Source organism: Brevibacterium sp. UBA7493, from assembly GCF_002479565.1.
Lineage (GTDB): Bacteria > Actinomycetota > Actinomycetes > Actinomycetales > Brevibacteriaceae > Brevibacterium > Brevibacterium luteolum.
Map to the genome: position 1 here is coordinate 1 of NZ_DLOD01000019.1, position 18559 is coordinate 18559.

Sequence of the window (18559 nt, forward strand, 5' to 3'; positions counted from 1 at the left end):
ATTTTGCCCAGGCGGAGCTCGACCGCCGCTGACAGATATCGATGGTTTCATCGATGATCATCGCCATGAGTTCGGAGTCGAGCCGATCTGTCGAACACTGTCTCAGACAGGTGTACAGGTCGCTGCGAGCTCGTATTACGCGAGAAAGACGAGACCGGTCTCAGCCCGGAAACAAGCTGACGCGAAATGGGATGATCGGATTCGGAAAGTGCATTCTGACAATCGTGGATTGTTCGGCGCACGGAAAGTGTGGGTGATGCTGCGCCGGCTCTACCCGAACGAGCCGATCGCCAGGTGCACGGTCGAACGCCGTATGCGCGCCCTGGGGCTGGCCGGGGTGTCCAATGCCCGGTCGACGACTACGACACGGCAGACCAAGACCGCTTCGTATCCGGGTGACCTCGTCCAGCGGGATTTCACCGCAGATACTCCTGATACTCGCTGGGTCGCCGATATCACCTATGTGCCGACATGGACTGGTTTCGCCTATGTCGCTTTCGTCACGGATCTGTTTTCCCGAATGATTGTTGGGTGGCGAGTCGACACGACTCTACGAACCGATTTGGCGCTGGATGCTCTGGAGCACGCGTTATGGGAAAGGAAACGAAAGAACAGGAGCATCGACCAGTTAATTCATCATTCGGACAAGGGGAGCCAGTATGTTTCCATTGCTTATACAGAGCGTCTACGTGAAGCTGGAATAGAAGCCTCGGTCGGTTCGACTGGAGATTCTTATGATAATGCCGCAGCAGAAGCGCTGAATAAACTATATAAGAAAGAGGTGGTGTGGCGCGAGGGCCCGTGGACCGGTCGTGATGCTGTGGAATTCGCGACTTTGGAATGGGTTCATTGGTATAACCACACCCGCCCGCATTCGTACTGCGGAGACCTCGCTCCAGCGCAGTTCGAGGAACACTACTACACTGAAACCAGTCGGCCAGAGGTGGCTGGCGTACCGCTATGAGCTCTCCACCGAACTCGGGGCGATCCACGGCTGCCGGCCACCGCCTCGGGCACGGGGGACTGGCCGGCATGCTGGCACCCAGGGCAGCGGCTACACTGGGGGATCGTGGCTTTAACTATCGGAATCGTCGGACTGCCCAACGTCGGCAAGTCGACCATGTTCAACGCATTGACCAAGAACCAGGTGCTGGCAGCGAACTACCCGTTCGCGACGATCGAGCCGAACATCGGCGTCGTCGAACTGCCCGACGAGCGGCTGACCCGGCTGGCGGAGATCTTCGGCTCAGCGAAGATCCTGCCGGCAACGGTGAACTTCGTCGACATCGCCGGCATCGTCCGCGGCGCCTCGGAGGGGGAGGGGCTGGGCAACCAGTTTTTGGCCAACATCCGCGAGGCCGACGCGATCTGCCAGGTGATCCGCGGGTTCAGCGATTCCGACGTTGTCCACGTCGACGGCAAGGTCAACCCGGCCGACGACATCGACACGATCAACACCGAACTCATCCTCGCGGACCTGCAGACCCTCGAACGGGCGCTGCCCCGGATCGAGAAAGAGGTCAAGCAGAAGCGCGCCGAGCCCGAGGTGCTGGCTGCGATGCAGGAGGCGCAGGGGATCCTGGAGGAAGGGCGCACCCTGTACCAGGCGATGCAGGCCGACGGCTTCGACGCAGCCCCCCTGCGCGAGCTGCAGCTGATGACGACTAAGCCGTTCCTCTATGTCTTCAACGTCGATGACGATGTGCTGGCTGATGAGGCGGAGAAAGACGAGATGCGCGCACTGGTCGCCCCGGTCGAGGCGATCTTCCTCGATGCCAAGTTCGAGTCCGAGCTCGCTGAGCTCGACGACGAGGAAGCCGCTGAAATGCTGGAGATGAGCGGCCAGGACGAGGCCGGGCTCGATCAGCTGGCCCGCGTCGGATTCGATACCCTCGGTCTGCAGACCTACCTGACTGCCGGGCCGAAGGAGGCGCGGGCCTGGACGATCCGCAAGGGCTGGACCGCTCCCGAGGCCGCCGGCGTCATCCACACTGATTTCCAGAAGGGCTTCATCAAGGCTGAGATCGTCTCCTTCGAGGACCTCGATGCGCTCGGTTCGATGGCCGAAGCGCGCGCGGCCGGCAAGGTGCGCATGGAGGGCAAGGACTATGTCATGGCCGACGGCGACGTCGTCGAGTTCCGAACTGGGCTAACGTCTGGAGGTAAAAAGTGACAAAATCACGCAACCTGCACGCCAGGGTCCGCAACTTCATCGACGGAGAGGTCAGCCACATATGGGCGTGTGAGCTGGGGGCTCCTCGATGATCAAATCTGCCAACCAGTATCCGGTGCACACGCTGTTCAGTCACGAAGGCAACGTGCTTTACCGGATCCCGCCCTACCAGCGCGAGTACTCCTGGTATAAGTCCCACTGGGAAGACCTGTTCGAAGATCTCATCGAGGCCGAGGGCGCGCACTTCCTGGGCACCATCATCACGCTCGACCAGACCACGGACACGCTCGAGGGCAACATCCTGCAGGTCATCGATGGGCAGCAGCGACTGACGACGCTCACCTTGTTGTTGGCCGCCGTCTATTCGGTACTCAAGGAACACTTCGACGATCTCGACGAGGACACACGAACGGACGTCATCAACCTCGGTCGGCAGTTGGTGCGGAAAGCAGACCAGCAGCCGAGGGTGACACCGCAGAAACAGGGCCACAACCTCTCCGACTTCCGCAAGGTGCTCGAGGAAGCCGGCTTGCCGGTGGAGGGAGAATGGAAGCCGTACTTCCCCAGCCGCAGGATTGCCAAGTGCTACCGCTACTTCCGCTCCGCGATCCAGAGGCTCGCCGAGACTGAGGAGATCACACAGCCGGAGGCGGCCCTGCGGGTGCATGAGGCGGCCCTACAGGCGGTGATCGTGAAGATTGAGGTGGCCAACCACGCCGACGCCTTCGTGCTGTTCGAGTCCCTGAACAACCGCGGGATGCCCCTCTCACCGGTGGACCTGATCAAGAACCACCTTCTCGCCGAGTCGGAGAAGAAGCAGATCATGGACGTCGACGAGGCGTTCAAACACTGGAACGACATGCTGACCAGCCTAGGTGACAGCTACTCCACCCAGGAGCGCTTCCTCCGCCAGTACTACAACGCGTTCAAGTCAGAGCTGCCCGAAGTCTCAAACGCCTCGGTCGCCACGAAGTCCAACCTGATCAGGGTCTACGAGAAGATTCTCGAGCAGGGCCTCAAACGCGTCGTCGATTCGCTGGTGACGGCGAGCAAGATCTACGGGCGAATCAACTGCGTCGTTGAACTCGATCAGCCGACAACCCTTGACAGGTCGTTCCAGCGCCTGATGCGCGCTCAGGGCGCGCCGTCCTACGTGCTCCTCATGTGGCTGATATCGAAGCAGTCCGATCTGGCTCTGACAGATGCACACATCGAGACGGTCGTAGACCGCCTCACGAGCTTCTTTGTCCGACGCAACCTAACGGGATACCCGCAGACGTATGCACTGGCGAAGCTGTTTATGACGACCATCGACGCTGTGGGTGATGCCCGAGGTGACGAGGTGGTGGTGATCGTCGAGGAGAAGCTAAGTGCGGCCTCAGTGTCCGACGAGGAGTTCCGCACCCGCCTCCTGGGGCGAATCTACGAGGAGAACAGCGACGTCGCCCGGTTCGTCCTCGCGACGCTGGCCGAGGACGCCATGACCAAGGAGACGCGCATCGACCTGTGGCGCCAGGAAAAGAACCGTTTCGTTTGGACGATCGAGCACATCCTCCCGCAGGGCGAGAACCTTCCGGCTGAGTGGCAGGAGATGCTCGGGGGTGAGGAGGTCGCTGCCCAGGTTCAGGAGGAGCACAAGCATAGGCTCGGCAACCTCACCATTACCGCGTATAACAGCAACCTCAGCAACAAGTCTTTCCTTGAGAAGCGCGACCGCCAGGACTCGAAGGGCAGGCGTATCGGCTATCGAAACGGCCTGTCACTGAACGCTGACCTGGCCACGAGGGAGTCTTGGACCCCTAATGACATCGAGAATCGCACCGAAGAATTGGCGGAACGGGTGATACAGCGCTTCCCACTGGCCATTGTCAGATAAAGTATCAATGGTGACGCGGTTGAGTTCAGGTTTAACGTGTAGCGTTATTGACGCTGTGCGTTATTGGTGGGTATGGTTAAGTTGTGATCCAGTCATTCGCCGACAAGGACACCGAGCGACTTTGGAATCGAGAGCGGGCGCGTTCAATCGATTCCCGAATCCACTCAGTGGCGTTGAGGAAACTGCGCCAGCTCGGTTACGCGCAGAGTCTCGAAGATTTGCGGATTCCGCCAGGTAACCGTCTCGAAACACTTAAGGGCGATCGCGCGGGTCAGCACAGTATCCGTATCAACGACCAGTGGCGGATTTGCTTTCGGTGGACCGTTGCTGGGCCAGAGGAGGTTGAGATCGTTGACTACCACTGACAAGCTCCCTCCGGTTCATCCCGGAGAAGTCCTCATGGAGGACTTTCTTAAAGACATGGGTATTACACAGCACAAGCTCGCCGTCTCCATCGGAGTTCCGCCTCGCAGGATCAACGAGATCGTCCATGGTAAGCGTGCGATCACCGCTGACACTGCACTTCGGTTGGCGAAGTTCTTTGGTATAAGCCCGCAGTTCTGGCTTGGGCTGCAGACTCAGTACGACCTTGATGTGGCAGAAGACAAGATCTTTCCCGAAATCGAGCAGATTCAAACCATCGAAGTTGCCTGAATAAGAAACAGGCGATCCCACTCGGCGAGATCGAGGAGTTGACGGAGGTGCCGAGAATGTCAAACTTGGCGACTACCACTGAAGCCGATGTGATCGAGCCGATTCATCCGGGCGAGGTCCTCATGGCGGACTTCATCAAGGGGCTCGGAATCACGCAGAACAGGCTTGCCGTCTCGATCGGTGTTCCGCCTCGTCGAATCAATGAGATCGTGCACGGAAAGCGTGGAATCACTGCCGATACTGCAATTCGTTTGGCGCGATACTTCAGGACTTCCGACGAATTCTGGATGAACCTGCAGTTGAACTACGAGTTGAGGCGCGGGCGTCTTGCGCTGCGTGATCAGGTTGCCGAGACCAAACCCCTTGAACTTGCCTGACGATAGGTTCGAGTGAGATCGTTCGACGATGGTCGTGGTCGCTTTGCCAGAACTGCGAGTCATCATGCTCATTGCAGTGTCAGCTGCTCGGTCTGATACTTGAGCCATGACGATCGGGAAAGTGTCCGACGACCGGTTTGATCGGCACACGACTCAAGACCTTGCTTACCGCGTCCGAGTGCGCGTCATCACGCCGAACGCGCTGGACTGCGTGGGCGCGCATCGTTGAAGAATACGGTTCTGACGGTGAGGGCGTTGTGCCCATCGGCGGGGCCGCGCTCATTCGAGTGAATGACTGCGAGGCCGAAGCCATCAGCGGGGGAGAAGACGCTCTTGACTCGCTCGAGTGGGCGGTCAATGACGTCCTCGGGGAACCCCACCCTTCGACTAAACCCCTCAGAAGGTCCTGTGGGTGTTGAGATCACAGCGGTAGACCACCTCGTGTTCAAACTGCTCCGACGTCCGTTCCACTGCCGAGTGGTACCAACGCGCCCTCGGCGTCGAGGTTGAAACTCACGATGACCCTTGCCTCCAGCTGGGTCGGTGGCTGACTGCTCTCTAAGTTGGGCGCGAAGGTCGTCATCATCTCCGGTGCCGCGGTCACGACCGCAGGCCTCCTCTTTCTCCAGGGGCTGGCAGTGGACTCGTCTTACACCGCCGTACTCTTTCCCGCGCTGATCCTTGTCGGTTTCGGCATGGGTACAGTCTTCACAGCGGCAATCGCGACGGCAACGACGGGTGTCGACCTCGCCGACGTCGGCGTCGCCTCAGCGACCGTCAACATGGTCCAGCAGATCGGCGGCTCTATCGGCATCGCCCTATTCATTGGCCTTTATGCCTCCGCCGTGGCGCGACGCATCGCAGCGACGGGAGCCGGCGCCGCAGAGGCAACTGTCCATGGCTACTATTTCCCGCCCTGCGGGGAGACGCCGAATACAACGCGATCAGCAACATCATGGACCCGCTCATGGGGCCTGCGGCTATTTCACTGGCCACAAGCAACATCGGGTTCGTGGCTGAGCGATTTCCGTCTCTTTCCACATGGTCAAAATAGACCTCATCAGCCGGTCAGAACCAAGGCTCTGAAAATGAACGCAGGTCTCGACGGTGGGTTGCGAGTGCGGATCGGCACGGTTCCATTCCTGCTGGACATCCCGGCAGCACTTTGCAGACCAGGGCGTTGCAGGGGCACGTGAATCTGCATGGTGGCGATCTGATGGAGCTCGTTCGAGAACGACGCACGTCAAAGGTCTTTGCCCACAGATCCTTACGGATGCGACCTATACTCCTGTTGAGACGACCATGATCACAGTGCCGTGCCACCAGTCGCGCGTTGTCGTAGGGGACTTAACGCTGCCGGGAACGATGCCTGAGGCCGGCCACACTGAACGCCGCGCCTCCCCTGCGCGTGCTGAGGAGCTAAGCACATCTCATGACCCCGTCGTCACGTCACCGGTCGCGCATAACCATCGGGGCCGCATCGATCATCGCCCTAGCGCTGACAGGCTGCACGGATGGCGAGGACAGCGCATCAGTGGAGCTGAGGGAATATGTGAGCCGCCCGGACCTCACCGCCCCGCCTATCGAGGGTGAGCCTCTCGATCTGAGCGTCAATGGTATCGACCAGTATGTCTTCCTCGGCCCGAAGTCACAGGAGACAGGCATCTGGTCCGGCCGGCTCATCGTCGACGGCGCCGGGGAGCCCGTATGGATCGAGGAAGATTCCGACCCGGACGGCGACACCGCAGGGTGGGATCTGCGCGTCCAGGACTACCAGGGCCAGGGAGTCCTCACGTGGTGGGAGGGAACGGTCGATACCCCGCTGGCCGAAGGAGAGGTTGTCAATCTCGATGACTCGTATGAGCAGATCGCCCGTGTGGGCACCGGCGGGGACCTGCCGCATCGCATGGTCGATCTCCATGAGACGACGGTGACGGAGGAGGGCACGCTGCTGGTGCTCGCCTATGTTCCGAAGCAGACTGATCTCACCGCGTTCGGAGGTGAGACGGACGGCTGAGTCTGGGACGGCGTCGTTCAGGAGATCGACCTCGAAACCGGCGAGGTCCTGTTCGACTGGAGCTCACTCGACCATATCCCCGTCACCGAAACCCAGCGCGAGTTCGAAGACGACGCGGGAACCGAGGAGAAGCCCTTCGACTACTTCCACGGCAATTCCGCCACCGTCGATGACGACGGTTCGCTGCTGGTGAATGCGCGCAACACACACGCCTTCTACAACCTCGACAGGGAATCCGGCGAGGTGAACTGGACAGCCGGCGGGCCTGAGTCCGACTTCGAGCTTGGTGACGGCGTTTACTTCGCATGGCAGCATGACATCGAACGTCAGGCTGACAGCTCGATCACGATGTTCGACAACCAGTCAGCACCCACACGCGGTGACTCTTCGCGCGGGCTGCGCCTCGACGTCGACACCGACGAGATGACCATCGAGATCATCACCGAGTATCTGCCGCCAGTTGATCGGATCGCAGCCAACCAGGGCTCGTTCCAGGAGCTGGCCAACGGACGCGTCGTGCTGGGCTGGGGTGCCCTACCGTCATGGACGCTGTACGCCCAGGACGGGGAGGTTCTCGGCGACTGGACCGTGGCAGCTGACTCGAACTATCGCGCGTACTTCCACGAGTGGACGGCGACACCCACGGCACCGCCCGCAGCCGTCGCGCGGACAGAGGATGGCGTCACGAGTGTCTATGTCAGCTGGAACGGTGCGACAGAAGTCGAGTCATGGCGCGTGCTGGTCGGTGCCGATTCGTCCACGCTTTCCGAGGTCGCCACCAGTGAGCGCACTGGCTTTGAGACGGCGATCGAACTGCCGGAGGGCGCGGACGGAAACGGCGACGATGATGCTGATGAGGGCTCGGGGGAGTCACCGCAGTCGTTCGAACACATCGTTGTCGAAGCACTCAATGCCGACGGTGACCCGATCGGCAGCGCGGCAGTCCAGCCCGAGGGCGAAGGACTGGCACAGTAGACGGAAGACCAGCCGTGAGCTGGAGGTGCGGTGTGAAGTGGAAAGGGCCAGCAGCGCTGTTCAGCGCGTGGCTCCTGCACGATGTCGAGGAAGCACTCGCGTTTCCGGCGACCTGTGAGCGCCTTGCCGCTCAGACTGGAATCCAGCAGCTGCGTATGACCCCGCGCCAGTCTTAGATCGCTGTTGGTCTCATGGGGCTGCTGGCACCGGCGGCATGCGCACGAGGAGTTGCAGAATCGGGTGATTCTCGCTTCTACCGGGCGGTCGCTGCTGGGCTCGAAGCCCACGTGGGAACACATCTGCTCGCATCAATCCTCCAGCGCGGATACACCGCAGGTGTGGTCTCAGCCGTGTTGGTGATGTTGCCGGGAACAGTCAACGCTCGCAGGGAGTTGGCACGCTGCGGCCTCGACATCAGCGTGCGAGACACAGCAGCAGGCATCGCGATCCTGGTGCCAGCAGCTACCGCTTGCCACGTCCTCGCCCGGTTCGCAGATTCGAGGAAGTGATCTCCTTCTGCGCAACACTGTGACCGGTGCTCTCAGCCACCCGGCCACCGCATCGCTGAGATAGGGTTGAAGATGCTGACGGATACTGCATTTCTCTACAGGAGGCAGCGATGAGCTTCAATGTCTATCTTTCCGGCGAGATCCACACTGACTGGCGGGACGAGATCGAACGAGGTGCCGAGGCCGCCGGTCTGGACGTCGTGTTCACCGCACCGGTGACCGACCACCCTGCAAGCGATGCAGCCGGCGACCATCTGGGTGAGACGCCCAGCCAGTTCTGGCGCGATCACCAGTCAGCCAAGGTCAACGCCATCCGCACCCGCACCCTCATCGAGAACAGCGATATGGTCGTTGTGCGCTTCGGCGACAAGTACAAGCAATGGAATGCCGCCTTCGATGCCGGGTACTGTGCGGCGCTGGGCACCCCGTACATCACCCTGCACGACGAAGACACCGTCCATGCGCTCAAGGAAGTGGACGCCGGTGCCCAAGCCTGGTGCAAGACCACTGATCAGGTCGTCGAGACTCTGCGCTACGTGCTCAACGCCTAAGAGCTCTATCACAGCGGTTGCGGGGCGGGCTTTCGCTGACCTGCCGCGTGGAGGTGAGAACATGGACCTCACCGACACCGATCCGGTTTCGCGGTCTCCCCGTCTGGCGATCGCGCCAGCTTCCCCGTTCGCTGCCCCCGAAGCTCCTGCCAGCGCCGCCCGAGGGAATCGGCGTCGGCAGGCCTGCTCTCACGCCATAGTTCTGATCGCCTCGGCGAGGCCGGAATACTGTACGGCCTGACCAGCGTGCCGTTCGAGCGTCGGCAGACTGATAGCCGAATAACCGAGCTGCTGCAGGATGCGGCGAGGAAGTACGTAGAACTTCCATTGCGAGACGGCGAGTGCGTCGTACTCTTCGTGCGTCTGTGCCGTGTGCACTGCGAACACGTACATATCGGCGTTGTACGTCTTTTCGGCACTCAGACCGGAGGCGGTGTCCCATATGCGTCCTTTCAGACCGCTGAAGCTGATGCGTGAGACTGTGCGCTGTTCCCATGCCTGGACATAGGCGGATGTTTTGACCTCGATTGTGGTTCCCTCAGGTGTGACCACATCGTAGGCGTCCCACTCGATTCGAGATCCGACAGCGCCGACCGCGCGAGAGACGAGGAACTCGGCGATGTATCCGCGCACGTTGTTCACCCTCAAGTTCGACAGCGCGAATCGCCAGAAGTCGAGAACTGTCGCATCGATTCCGTCGAATGGTTCGTCTCCTCGCAGAGGGGCAGGCTGCGGTGGCTGCAGTGCAAAGTCCGACATGATCCCATTATCGGGGTCTCTGCCGGCGCGGAAGGGCGATCGCGCCGAATCAGATGCTTATGCGCTCTTCGACGAGTCAGACTTCTTCGTCGAAGACTTCTTTCCATCGGACTTGTTGCCACCGGACTTCTTGCCGCTCGAGGACCCGCCCGATTTCTGCTTCGACCCGCCGCGCTTGCGATCCAGTGAGGACTTCAGCGCCTCCATCAGGTCGACGACATCAGCGTCATCACCACCGTCGGCCTCGTCAGGCGTCTCACCGAAGGTCGCCTCGGTGTCGAGCGTGTCACCGGCTTCGAGCTTGGCGTCGATGAGCTTGCGCAGCTCGACCTGGTAATCATCCTCGAACTCTTCGGGGGTGAAGTCCGAGGCGAACTGCTCGACCAGCGCGCCGGCGAGCTCCTTCTCCTTGCTGCTGATCTTCGCCTTCGACTTCACGCCCTTGAAGTCGACGCTGCGGACCTCATCGGCCCATAGCATGCCCTGCAGCACGAGCACCTTCCCGCGCACCCGCAGCACACCCAGCCGGGTCTTCTGCCGCAGCGAATACGTCACAACGGCGGTCCGGTCGCTGTCCTCCAGCGCCTGGCGCAGCAGCAGATACGACTTCGGCGACTTCGCTGCAGGCTCCAGATAGTACGTGCGGTCGAGCATGATCGGATCGATCTGCTCAGTCGGGACGAACTGCACGACCTCGATCTCGTCGTTGTCGCTCTCCGGCAGCGCCTCGAAGTCATCATCAGTGACGATGACGGTGTCGTCACCGGACTCGTAGGCCTTGTCGATGTCCTTGTACTCGACCTTCTCACCGCAGACCTCGCAGCGTCGCTCATAGCGGATCCGCCCGCCATCTGCGTCGTGGACCTGGTGGAAGGACACGTCGTGATTCTCCGTGGCGCTGTAGGCCTTGACGGGAACGTTCACGAGCCCGAAGGTGATGGCGCCGGTCCATATTGCTCGCATAGCATGGATTCTACGCAGAAAGGGACCACGATGGCGCCAGCTCGCAAGAAGTTCCAGGTCGGAGACCGCACGCTCACCGTCTCCAACCTCGACAAGGTCCTCTACCCGGAGACCCGCACCACGAAGGCCGACGTCATCCGCTACTACCTCACCGTCGCTGACGTCCTCATCCCGCAGGTGACCGGCCGGCCGGTCACCCGCAAACGCTGGGTCAACGGGGTCGGCGCCGCCGCCGAGGCAGGGGATGCCTTCTTCCGCAAAGACCTGGAGGACTCGGCCCCGGACTGGATCCCCACCGGCACCATCAAGCACAAAAGCGGCACCAACACCTATCCGCTCGCCGAGGAACCGGCCGTGCTCGCGTGGTTCGGCCAGGTCGCAGCCCTCGAACTGCACACCCCACAGTGGCGCTTCGGCCGCAACGGCCAGCCGCGCAACCCCGACCGCCTCGTCCTCGACCTCGACCCCGGCCCGGGAACCGACCTCACCGACTGCGCCACCGTCGCCACCTGGTGCCGGGAGATCCTCGAGGACATGGGCATGCCGACCTACCCGGTGACCTCCGGATCGAAGGGCATCCACCTCTACGCCGCTCTCGACGGTCGGCACAACTCCGAGCAGATCTCCGACGTCGCCCACGAACTCGCCCGCGCACTCGAAGCCGACCACCCCGATGAGGTCGTCTCGACGATGAAGAAGACCGACCGCACCGGCAAGGTCTTCCTCGACTGGAGTCAGAACAGCGCATCGAAGACCACCGTCAGCCCCTACTCGCTGCGCGGCCGTCTGCGCCCCACCGTCGCCGCCCCGCGCACCTGGGAGGAACTGGCCAGCCCAGAGCTTGCTCAGTTGGAGCTCGACGACGTCATCGCCCGCATCGAAGAGGGGCTTGACCCAATCGCGGACCTCGGTGCTGACCGGTTGGAGACCTACCGGTCGATGCGCGACGCCGCCAAGACCAGCGAACCGGTTCCGGCACACAGGCCAGCCGACACCTCGGGAACGGATGACCCGAGCTTCGTCATCCAGGAGCACCACGCCAGCAGCCTGCACTGGGACTTCCGGCTGGAGCACTCCGGAGTGCTCGTCAGCTGGGCGGTGCCCAAGGGCGTGCCGCTGAAGCACAACGTCAACCGGCTGGCCGTCCAGACCGAGGACCACCCGCTCGAATACGGCAGCTTCGAGGGCACGATCGCCAAGGGCGAGTACGGCGCCGGCGAGGTCACCATCTGGGACGCCGGCACCTATGAGCGCGAGAAGTGGCGCGATGACAAGGAGATCATCGCCGTCCTCCACGGCCGCGAGGACGGCGGGCTCAAAGGCATCCCACGCCGGTTCGCACTCATCCGCACGAAGGGAATGAACGGGAAGAACACGTGGCTGCTGCAGCTGATGAAGGACCAGCCCGGCGACGGGAACGGTCCCGCGCCCGAGGCGGGGGAGCGCGGCGAGAAGGCGGCTCCTTCTGCAGGTGGCCAGGACTCCGGCGACGTTCCTGCGCTCAGCGACATCCCCGCCCCGATGCTCGCCCGCGCGGGCTCGGAGGCCGACATCCGCCTCGGGAAGGGTGCTGGCGAGACGTGGGTCGCGGAGATGAAATGGGACGGTTACCGGATGCTCGCAGGCGTGGGCACCGGGGGAGTGGTGCTCGCCAGCCGCAACGGCAAGGACATGAGCGCGCAGTTCCCGCAGGCAGGTGAGCTTACTGAGCTGCTGGACGGAACTGGAATCCTCGACGGGGAGCTCGTAGCGCTCGACGGGGACGGGAGGCCGGACTTCAGTCTGCTGCAGGCGATGCTCAGCGGCGAGGACGACGTGCCCGATGACGCCGAGCTGCGTTACATGGTCTTCGACATCCTCGCCCACAACGGTCGCTCGCTCATCCGCGAAACCTACCGGGCCCGCCGGAAGATTCTCGCCGAGGTGCTTGATGAAGGTGAGTACGTCATCGTGCCGCCTGCTCACGACGGGTCGCTTGAGGCGGCGGTCAAGGCCAGCCGGGCGCTCGGGCTCGAAGGGGTCGTCGCCAAGCGCGCCGATTCGGTCTACCTGACCGGTCAGCGCGGCTCAGCGTGGGTCAAACTCAAAACGCAGCTGCATCAGGAGGTCATTGTCATCGGCGCCCGCGACGGGAAGGGTGCCAGGGCTGGTGGGATCGGTTCGCTGCTTGTCGCCGTGCCTGATGATGCCAGCGAGCTGCGCTACGCCGGCCGGGTCGGCACAGGATTCACCGACCGGCAGCTGGCTGAGATCGAGGCGAAGCTGCGGAAACTTGAGCGCAAGACCCCGCCGGTCGACGATGTGCCGACCGAAGACCAGGCTGATGCATGGTGGGTGAGGCCGACGCTCGTCGCCGAGGTGGCGCTTGCCGGGCGGACGCGGCAGGGCCGGGTCCGGCAGGCCGCCTGGCGCGGCTGGCGTGAGGACAAGGATCCTGCTGAGGTGCGGTGGGAGGTGTGACACATCGTGACGGTGCCGTGGGAAGCTGGAGTCTTCGCCGGTGTCGATCTCGCTGCCGAACCGGGCAGGACCGGATTCGCCCGACTGCAGCGCACACCGCAGAACCGGGTCGTCGTGGAAGACGCCGGTTGCGGGCTCGCTGATGAGGAGCTCATCGAGATGCTCAGTGGGGTCTCGAAGGCCGGCATCGATGTGCCCTTCGGCTGGCCGGCGGGGTTCATCGAATTCCTCGCAGATCATGCACTGCAGCAGCACGCGGCGCCTATGGCAGCAGATGTGCGGTGGCGCCGGGGGATGGTGCTGCGCCGGACGGATCAGCTCGTGCACCAGTGGTGCGGTCTCACGCCCTTGAGTGCGGCCGCCGATCGTATCGCGTACCCGGCGCTGCGCTGGGCCGCAGTCGAGGCGCGCCTGCGCGACCGCGGCATCAACTGCCGACGCGATGGTGCCGGGCGGGTGTGTGAGGTGTACCCGGCGGCAGCGCTGAAGGTGTGGCAGCTTCCATTTCGCGGCTACAAGCGGGACCCAGGGCTGCGGGAGGACATCGTGGCGGGGCTGAACGGGCGGTGCGCAGTTGACTGGAACGGATACGATTCGGTCTGTGTGGCATCGGATGACGCTCTCGACGCGGTGATCTCTGCTTTGGTTGCCGTCGAGGCGGCAGACGGGCACACGCGTGTGCCGGCAGCGGCGGAGCACGCAGATGCCCTGATAGAGGGGTGGATCCACGTTCCGTTTGGCACGGTGGCCGTGTGAGTGGTGCATGTTCGGCACCGCAGTGTCGCGAGCGAGTTTCACGCCCGGTGGGTTGGTCGGTGGTGCCGGTGGGTACTCGTGCCTCTGGTTCCACGTCGCCGAACATTTTGCTACCGTGATGAACGTCACATGCGGATGGTGATACGTGCCTTCTGTTCTGAAGTCCTAGTCAGGGTCTGCGGGACGGTGCGGCTCTGACTGGTCCTTGTCCACAGTTTCGTTTCGGCTGTTCCTTCGCAGGTATGAGTGACCTAGTTTTGGTGTAACCGGAAGAGGAGTCGACAGGATGCGGTACCGAGGACGAGGCGTGGTGATGGGTGCGTCGCTGAGCGCGCTGGTGCTGGTCGCTAGTGGGTGCACCGGTGCCGAGGAAGCGGAGCCGACCCCCTCGTTTGCTTCATCCACCGCCGATGCGGATCCGAGCCCTGAGCTCACCGAGCCTCCATACGAGACCGAGTTGAACCTAACGCCGGATGAGAAGAAGGCGGCGGACGAGGCTTACGACGTGCTGGTGGAGTTCCTCGACGCCTACAACCGGGTAGCGGCAGACTCTGGATCCGATCCGGATCGAGCTCTTCAGTTCACGGATGGAGAACTCTACGAAAAACACTCGGCGGGATACGCCGAGATGGCTGAGAACGGTGAGAAGCAGGTCGGAGATATTGTGCACAGATCTCACCACCTCGATCGGGTGGAAATTTCCGAGGAGGCGACAGGCTCAATCCAATTCGAATCATGTGTGGACTACAGCCAGATCGATGTCGTAGATGCAAGCGGCAAGTCAGTAGCAGCGCCGGACCTAGAGCCGATAGTCGTTTTTTATGAGTTTCAGAACTCTGGTTCCGCTTGGAAGCTGGATTCGGTCGAGTTTACGGACGAATCATGCGGCTAATAGCGCGTGCGGTGCCTGTCTACGTTCTGGCGGTTGTTTCGCTCCTCTTGACAGGCCTGGTCCCTATGCCCTTCTTAGCATCCCCGGGGCTCGCAGCCTCCTGTGAGTCGGAGCTTTTCCGCGAGAACATCCGGACAAAGTGTAAAAATAGGAACGAGGGACCAAAACGCGAACGGACGCCACCGAAGAAGGACCGCGACGGTTCGGGCCGGGGCGGCGGCAACCGCAACGGCGACAATTCCGATCGTGATCGCCGGGACAACAACGCTGATTCCGGGCCTCGGGCCTGCCAGTTGCTTGAGGGCGACCCGGGGAGCCGGGCCAGGCAGTGTGAGCGCCGGCCGCAGCCGTCGCCGGATCGTGACGGCAACAGCCCGCCTGACACAGACTTCTATGTGGAGCCTCCACCGGATGTGACGTGGGAAGACGTCGGGGAGACCTCGATCCCGCCGTCTGACATCTTCGTCATGCCCGAGGGGTGGGGTGTGGTGAACAAGCCTGTAGCCGTATGGGCCGGCAACAATTCCTCGCGGACAGAGACGATGGAGCTCGCCGGATACACCGTCGAGATCCGGGTGACGCCAGCGCAGTACAAATGGAACTTCGGTGACGGCAACACAATCACCACGACCTCAGCCGGCCGCAAGCCCAGATACGCACACGACGCCGATATCAGCCATTCGTACACGGAAAGCGGTGACTACACGATCAATCTGACGACCAGTTACGTCGGTCAGTTCCGTGTCGACGGCGGAGCATGGGAGGACATTCCCGGCACAGCTGAGATCGCATCGAGACCGGTGCCAGTCGAGATCTACCGATACGTGCGCTACCTCGTCGACGAGGACTGCACCAAGAACCCCGACGGCCCCGACTGCCCATGAGAACGCCGTCGGTCCGCTGGGCGATCGTCATCGAACCTCAGATGTGAGTGCCGGCGTTGACGACACGTCCCGAGGAGTCACGCCAGAAGTAACGGCGCACGCCACACTCATCTGATCACAGCGGGTGGACCAGCTCGGCGCCGGTGTCGAGAGCTTTCTCGGATCCGGGGTCAGGCGACCGTGCGCCCACCGAGCTGCCCGCCGGACTCATCGCGCAGCCGTGGTGTCACCTGCCGGTGCGGGCGGATGCCGGTCTTATCAGCGTAGAAGGCGCGGATCCGATCCATATCGGATGCGATATCACCGGTCATCTCCAGGGTCGGGCCGAGCCCGGTCGTGTGCGTCGTCGAATCGACGTAGCCCAGGGTCACCGGCATGCCGGTCTCGCGAGCGATGCGGTAGAACCCGGATTTCCAGTGGGTGTGCCCGCTGCGGGTGCCGTCCGGGGTGATGACGAGCCCGAAGATCTCCCCAGCGCGGGCGGCCTCGACGACCTCGGCGACGACGCGGCTGGGATTGTCGCGGTCGACCGGGATGCCGCCGGTGGCGCGCATGAACGGCCCCCGCCAGGAGCGGAACAGGCTCTTCTTTCCCATCCAGCGCACATCGATGCCCAGCTCCCAGGCGATGCAGAGCATGAGTATGAAGTCCCAGTTCGAGGTGTGGGGTGCGCCGATGAGGATCGTCGGCTGAGTCGGTGCCGGCTGGGTGCGCAGCGTCCAGCGGCTGAAGCGCCAGAAGGCGCGGGCGGTGAGTCGTCGGAGCATAGCTCAACCGTAGAGCACTCCCGACCCCCGAAGCGCACCGGTCCATCCGGCGTGCAGCCAGGCGCGCAACGTCGGTCACCGCTCCCGAGGTGGTTCACACGATGCACAACTCGTTGCCTTCGGACTCGTGCATGAGCAGCCAGTGGCCCGCCGGTTCGTGGAACTTGCCGGTGAACGCGATATCAGGCTCGACGAGACTCTTGGCATGGACGTGCATCGACTCGACGTCCTTGGCCTCGCTGGAGCTGCGCGATTGATCTCGGCTGTTGCGTCTCAGCGCCGACGGCGCCGGCCGGTGCCGAAGATCCCGCGGGCGATCTCGCGGGCAGCGGTGCGGGTGAACTGCCGGAACTCGCGGGAATTCACCACCTGCTCGAGCATCGTCCGATCCTGTCTGCCGGGCGTCGTCGACCGGCTGCGGCTGGTTCTGCCCGCCCCTGCGGTGTCCGGCAGCGGGATCCGAGCCTCATCGTGTTCGGCATCCGGCCCGCTGCCTGGCGCCGGCTCCGGGCCCGAGGTGCCCTCCGCCTCGGCGTCGGCAGCACCGGCTTCCAGGCGCTGGGTGAGGATCTCGCGGGCCGATTCCCGGTCGATGCGCTCACCGTAGGTCGCCTGATGGGCAGAATCGGCGACGAGCTGTTCCATCAGGGCCGGGTCGCTGGGACCCATCTTCGAGCGCGGGGCGAAGATCTTCGTCGCAGCGACCGGTGTCGGTGCCCCATCGGGATCCATGACGGTTACGATCGCCTCGCCGGTGCCCAGCGTGGTGAGCAGCGCACCGAGGTCGACATCAGTCGTCGGGAAGGTCGACACCGTCTCCTTGAGCGCTTTGGCCTCCTTGGGAGTGTGGGCGCGCAGCTGATGCTGGATGCGCGAGCCGAGCTGGGCGAGCACCGCCTCGGGAACGTCGGTGGGCTGCTGGGTGACGAAGAAGACGCCCACACCCTTCGAACGGATAAGGCGCACCGTCTGGGCGACCGAGTCGAGAAACGCCTTCGACGCGTTGGCGAACAGCAGGTGGGCTTCGTCGAAGAAGAACACGAGCGTGGGTTTGTCGGCGTCACCCACCTCGGGCAGGGTTTCGAACAGCTCGGCGAGGAGCCACATGAGGAAGGTCGAGAACAGGGCCGGGCGGTTCTGCACGGCCGGCAGCTCGAGCATCGAGATCGTGCCGGCAGCCCCCTGGGTGCGCAGCAGGTCGGAGATGTCGTATTCGGGTTCGCCGAAGAACGCGTCGGCACCCTGGATCTCCAGGTTCGCGATCGCGCGCAGGATCACCCCAGCCGAGGCGGTGGAGACTCCGCCGATGTCCTTCAGGTCCGCCTTGCCCTCCGGGGAGGTGAGGAAGGACAGCACCGCCTTGAGGTCGGAGAGGTCGAGCAGCGCCAGGCCTGCGGAGTCGGCGTAGTGGAAGATGAGGCCGAGGACGGACTCCTGGGTGTCGTTGAGGCCCAGGACTTTCGACAGCAGGAGTGGTCCGAAGGAGCTGACGCTCGCACGCATCGGGATGCCGGTGCCCTCTCCGCCGAGGGAGTAGAAGGTCACCGGGGAGGCCTCGGGCTGCCAGTCCTGGCCGTTGGCCTGGGTGCGGGCGGTGAGCTTCTCGGACGGCTCACCGGGGCTCGCCATGCCGGACAGGTCGCCTTTGAGATCGGCTGCGAACACGGGAACGCCGGCAGTGGAGAGCGCCTCGGCAAGCACCTGGAGGGTGATCGTCTTGCCGGTGCCTGTGGCACCGGCGATGAGGCCGTGGCGGTTGAACATCGCCAGCGGGATGCGCACGCGCACATCAGGGGCGGGGGTGTCGCCGTCAAAGGCGGAGCCGAGGTCGATGGCGGGTTCGTCGAAGGTGTATCCGGCGCGGATCGCTTCAAGGGCCTGCGTGTCGCTCATGAGGTCATTCAAGCACAGCAGGCGCGCGCAGCAGCGGCGATCGCTTCAGGGGC

General features: G+C 63.0%; 18 protein-coding genes, 1 pseudogene and 1 other annotated feature. Of the genes and pseudogenes, 14 read left to right on the plus strand and 5 right to left on the minus strand.

Annotated elements, in window-relative coordinates; all coding sequences use genetic code 11:
• Window positions 1-127 (plus strand) — a sequence feature (AL1L pseudoknot). This feature is flagged as partial in the annotation.
• The 10 genes and pseudogenes from B4E96_RS11690 to B4E96_RS11730 form a co-directional block, all read left to right on the plus strand.
• A partial coding sequence (locus B4E96_RS11690; protein ID WP_286957699.1) for an IS3 family transposase occupies window positions 1-964 on the plus strand: 964 nt, incomplete at its 5' end. Its footprint overlaps the feature before it by 127 nt.
• Before the next feature lie 105 nt (window positions 965-1069).
• Window positions 1070-2173, plus strand: a complete 1104-nt coding sequence (ychF, locus tag B4E96_RS11695) for a redox-regulated ATPase YchF (RefSeq protein WP_286957701.1) — start codon at window positions 1070-1072, stop codon at window positions 2171-2173.
• A gap of 88 nt (window positions 2174-2261) precedes the next feature.
• Complete coding sequence (locus B4E96_RS11700; RefSeq protein WP_170274788.1) at window positions 2262-4049, plus strand: DUF262 domain-containing protein; 1788 nt, start codon at window positions 2262-2264, stop codon at window positions 4047-4049.
• An 83-nt stretch (window positions 4050-4132) separates the two neighbouring features.
• Window positions 4133-4414, plus strand: a complete 282-nt coding sequence (locus tag B4E96_RS11705; protein ID WP_170274789.1) for a type II toxin-antitoxin system RelE/ParE family toxin — start codon at window positions 4133-4135, stop codon at window positions 4412-4414.
• Window positions 4401-4703, plus strand: coding sequence for a HigA family addiction module antitoxin (locus B4E96_RS11710; RefSeq protein WP_170274790.1), 303 nt, complete (start codon window positions 4401-4403; stop codon window positions 4701-4703). Before B4E96_RS11705 ends, B4E96_RS11710 begins: the two co-directional genes overlap by 14 nt.
• A gap of 56 nt (window positions 4704-4759) precedes the next feature.
• Window positions 4760-5080, plus strand: a complete 321-nt coding sequence (locus B4E96_RS11715; RefSeq protein ID WP_170274791.1) for a HigA family addiction module antitoxin — start codon at window positions 4760-4762, stop codon at window positions 5078-5080.
• Window positions 5081-5643: 563 nt separating this feature from the next.
• Window positions 5644-6276, plus strand: a complete 633-nt coding sequence (locus tag B4E96_RS11720) for a hypothetical protein (RefSeq protein ID WP_286957702.1) — start codon at window positions 5644-5646, stop codon at window positions 6274-6276.
• A 356-nt stretch (window positions 6277-6632) separates the two neighbouring features.
• Window positions 6633-8072, plus strand: a pseudogene (locus tag B4E96_RS11725) (arylsulfotransferase family protein).
• A gap of 191 nt (window positions 8073-8263) precedes the next feature.
• A complete protein-coding gene (locus B4E96_RS13420) occupies window positions 8264-8581 on the plus strand; it encodes an HXXEE domain-containing protein (protein WP_375545122.1) in 318 nt (105 codons plus the stop codon).
• A 110-nt stretch (window positions 8582-8691) separates the two neighbouring features.
• Window positions 8692-9132, plus strand: a complete 441-nt coding sequence (locus tag B4E96_RS11730; RefSeq protein WP_286957703.1) for a YtoQ family protein — start codon at window positions 8692-8694, stop codon at window positions 9130-9132.
• Window positions 9133-9321: 189 nt separating this feature from the next.
• On the opposite strand, the gene B4E96_RS11735 is transcribed toward B4E96_RS11730, so the two are convergent.
• The gene (locus tag B4E96_RS11735) at window positions 9322-9891 is read right to left on the minus strand and encodes a hypothetical protein (RefSeq protein WP_286957704.1); all 570 of its coding nucleotides are present in this window, start codon (window positions 9889-9891) and stop codon (window positions 9322-9324) included.
• 57 nt (window positions 9892-9948) lie between these two features.
• On the minus strand, window positions 9949-10854 hold the full coding sequence (locus B4E96_RS11740) for a Ku protein (RefSeq protein WP_286957706.1): 906 nt from the start codon (window positions 10852-10854) through the stop codon (window positions 9949-9951).
• A gap of 30 nt (window positions 10855-10884) precedes the next feature.
• On the opposite strand from B4E96_RS11740, the gene B4E96_RS11745 reads away from it, so the two are divergent.
• The 4 genes from B4E96_RS11745 to B4E96_RS11760 all read left to right on the plus strand — a co-directional run bounded on the left by B4E96_RS11745 (window position 10885) and on the right by B4E96_RS11760 (window position 15846).
• Window positions 10885-13314, plus strand: coding sequence for an ATP-dependent DNA ligase (locus tag B4E96_RS11745; protein ID WP_286957707.1), 2430 nt, complete (start codon window positions 10885-10887; stop codon window positions 13312-13314).
• 12 nt (window positions 13315-13326) lie between these two features.
• Window positions 13327-14070, plus strand: a complete 744-nt coding sequence (locus B4E96_RS11750; RefSeq protein ID WP_286957748.1) for a DUF429 domain-containing protein — start codon at window positions 13327-13329, stop codon at window positions 14068-14070.
• Window positions 14071-14383: 313 nt separating this feature from the next.
• On the plus strand, window positions 14384-14962 hold the full coding sequence (locus tag B4E96_RS11755; protein WP_286957708.1) for a hypothetical protein: 579 nt from the start codon (window positions 14384-14386) through the stop codon (window positions 14960-14962).
• A gap of 413 nt (window positions 14963-15375) precedes the next feature.
• The gene (locus B4E96_RS11760) at window positions 15376-15846 is read left to right on the plus strand and encodes a PKD domain-containing protein (RefSeq protein ID WP_286957709.1); all 471 of its coding nucleotides are present in this window, start codon (window positions 15376-15378) and stop codon (window positions 15844-15846) included.
• A gap of 170 nt (window positions 15847-16016) precedes the next feature.
• On the opposite strand, the gene B4E96_RS11765 is transcribed toward B4E96_RS11760, so the two are convergent.
• The 3 genes from B4E96_RS11765 to B4E96_RS11775 form a co-directional block, all read right to left on the minus strand.
• Entirely contained in the window at window positions 16017-16613 is a 597-nt protein-coding gene (locus B4E96_RS11765; RefSeq protein WP_259856382.1) for a 1-acyl-sn-glycerol-3-phosphate acyltransferase, read from the minus strand.
• A gap of 94 nt (window positions 16614-16707) precedes the next feature.
• The gene (locus B4E96_RS11770; protein ID WP_259845159.1) at window positions 16708-16830 is read right to left on the minus strand and encodes a hypothetical protein; all 123 of its coding nucleotides are present in this window, start codon (window positions 16828-16830) and stop codon (window positions 16708-16710) included.
• 56 nt (window positions 16831-16886) lie between these two features.
• The gene (locus B4E96_RS11775) at window positions 16887-18506 is read right to left on the minus strand and encodes a helicase HerA-like domain-containing protein (RefSeq protein WP_286957713.1); all 1620 of its coding nucleotides are present in this window, start codon (window positions 18504-18506) and stop codon (window positions 16887-16889) included.
• Window positions 18507-18559 lie beyond the last annotated feature (53 nt).

Coding starts and splice junctions, on each gene's coding strand:
- B4E96_RS11735 (WP_286957704.1), bottom strand. CDS start 9,891: ATGTCGGACTTTGCACTGCAGCCACCGCAGCCTGCCCCTCTGCGAGGA.
- B4E96_RS11700 (WP_170274788.1), top strand. CDS start 2,262: ATGATCAAATCTGCCAACCAGTATCCGGTGCACACGCTGTTCAGTCAC.
- B4E96_RS11715 (WP_170274791.1), top strand. CDS start 4,760: ATGTCAAACTTGGCGACTACCACTGAAGCCGATGTGATCGAGCCGATT.
- B4E96_RS11740 (WP_286957706.1), bottom strand. CDS start 10,854: ATGCGAGCAATATGGACCGGCGCCATCACCTTCGGGCTCGTGAACGTT.
- B4E96_RS11745 (WP_286957707.1), top strand. CDS start 10,885: ATGGCGCCAGCTCGCAAGAAGTTCCAGGTCGGAGACCGCACGCTCACC.
- B4E96_RS11770 (WP_259845159.1), bottom strand. CDS start 16,830: ATGCACGTCCATGCCAAGAGTCTCGTCGAGCCTGATATCGCGTTCACC.
- B4E96_RS11755 (WP_286957708.1), top strand. CDS start 14,384: ATGGGTGCGTCGCTGAGCGCGCTGGTGCTGGTCGCTAGTGGGTGCACC.
- B4E96_RS11765 (WP_259856382.1), bottom strand. CDS start 16,613: ATGCTCCGACGACTCACCGCCCGCGCCTTCTGGCGCTTCAGCCGCTGG.
- B4E96_RS13420 (WP_375545122.1), top strand. CDS start 8,264: ATGGGGCTGCTGGCACCGGCGGCATGCGCACGAGGAGTTGCAGAATCG.
- B4E96_RS11730 (WP_286957703.1), top strand. CDS start 8,692: ATGAGCTTCAATGTCTATCTTTCCGGCGAGATCCACACTGACTGGCGG.
- B4E96_RS11775 (WP_286957713.1), bottom strand. CDS start 18,506: ATGAGCGACACGCAGGCCCTTGAAGCGATCCGCGCCGGATACACCTTC.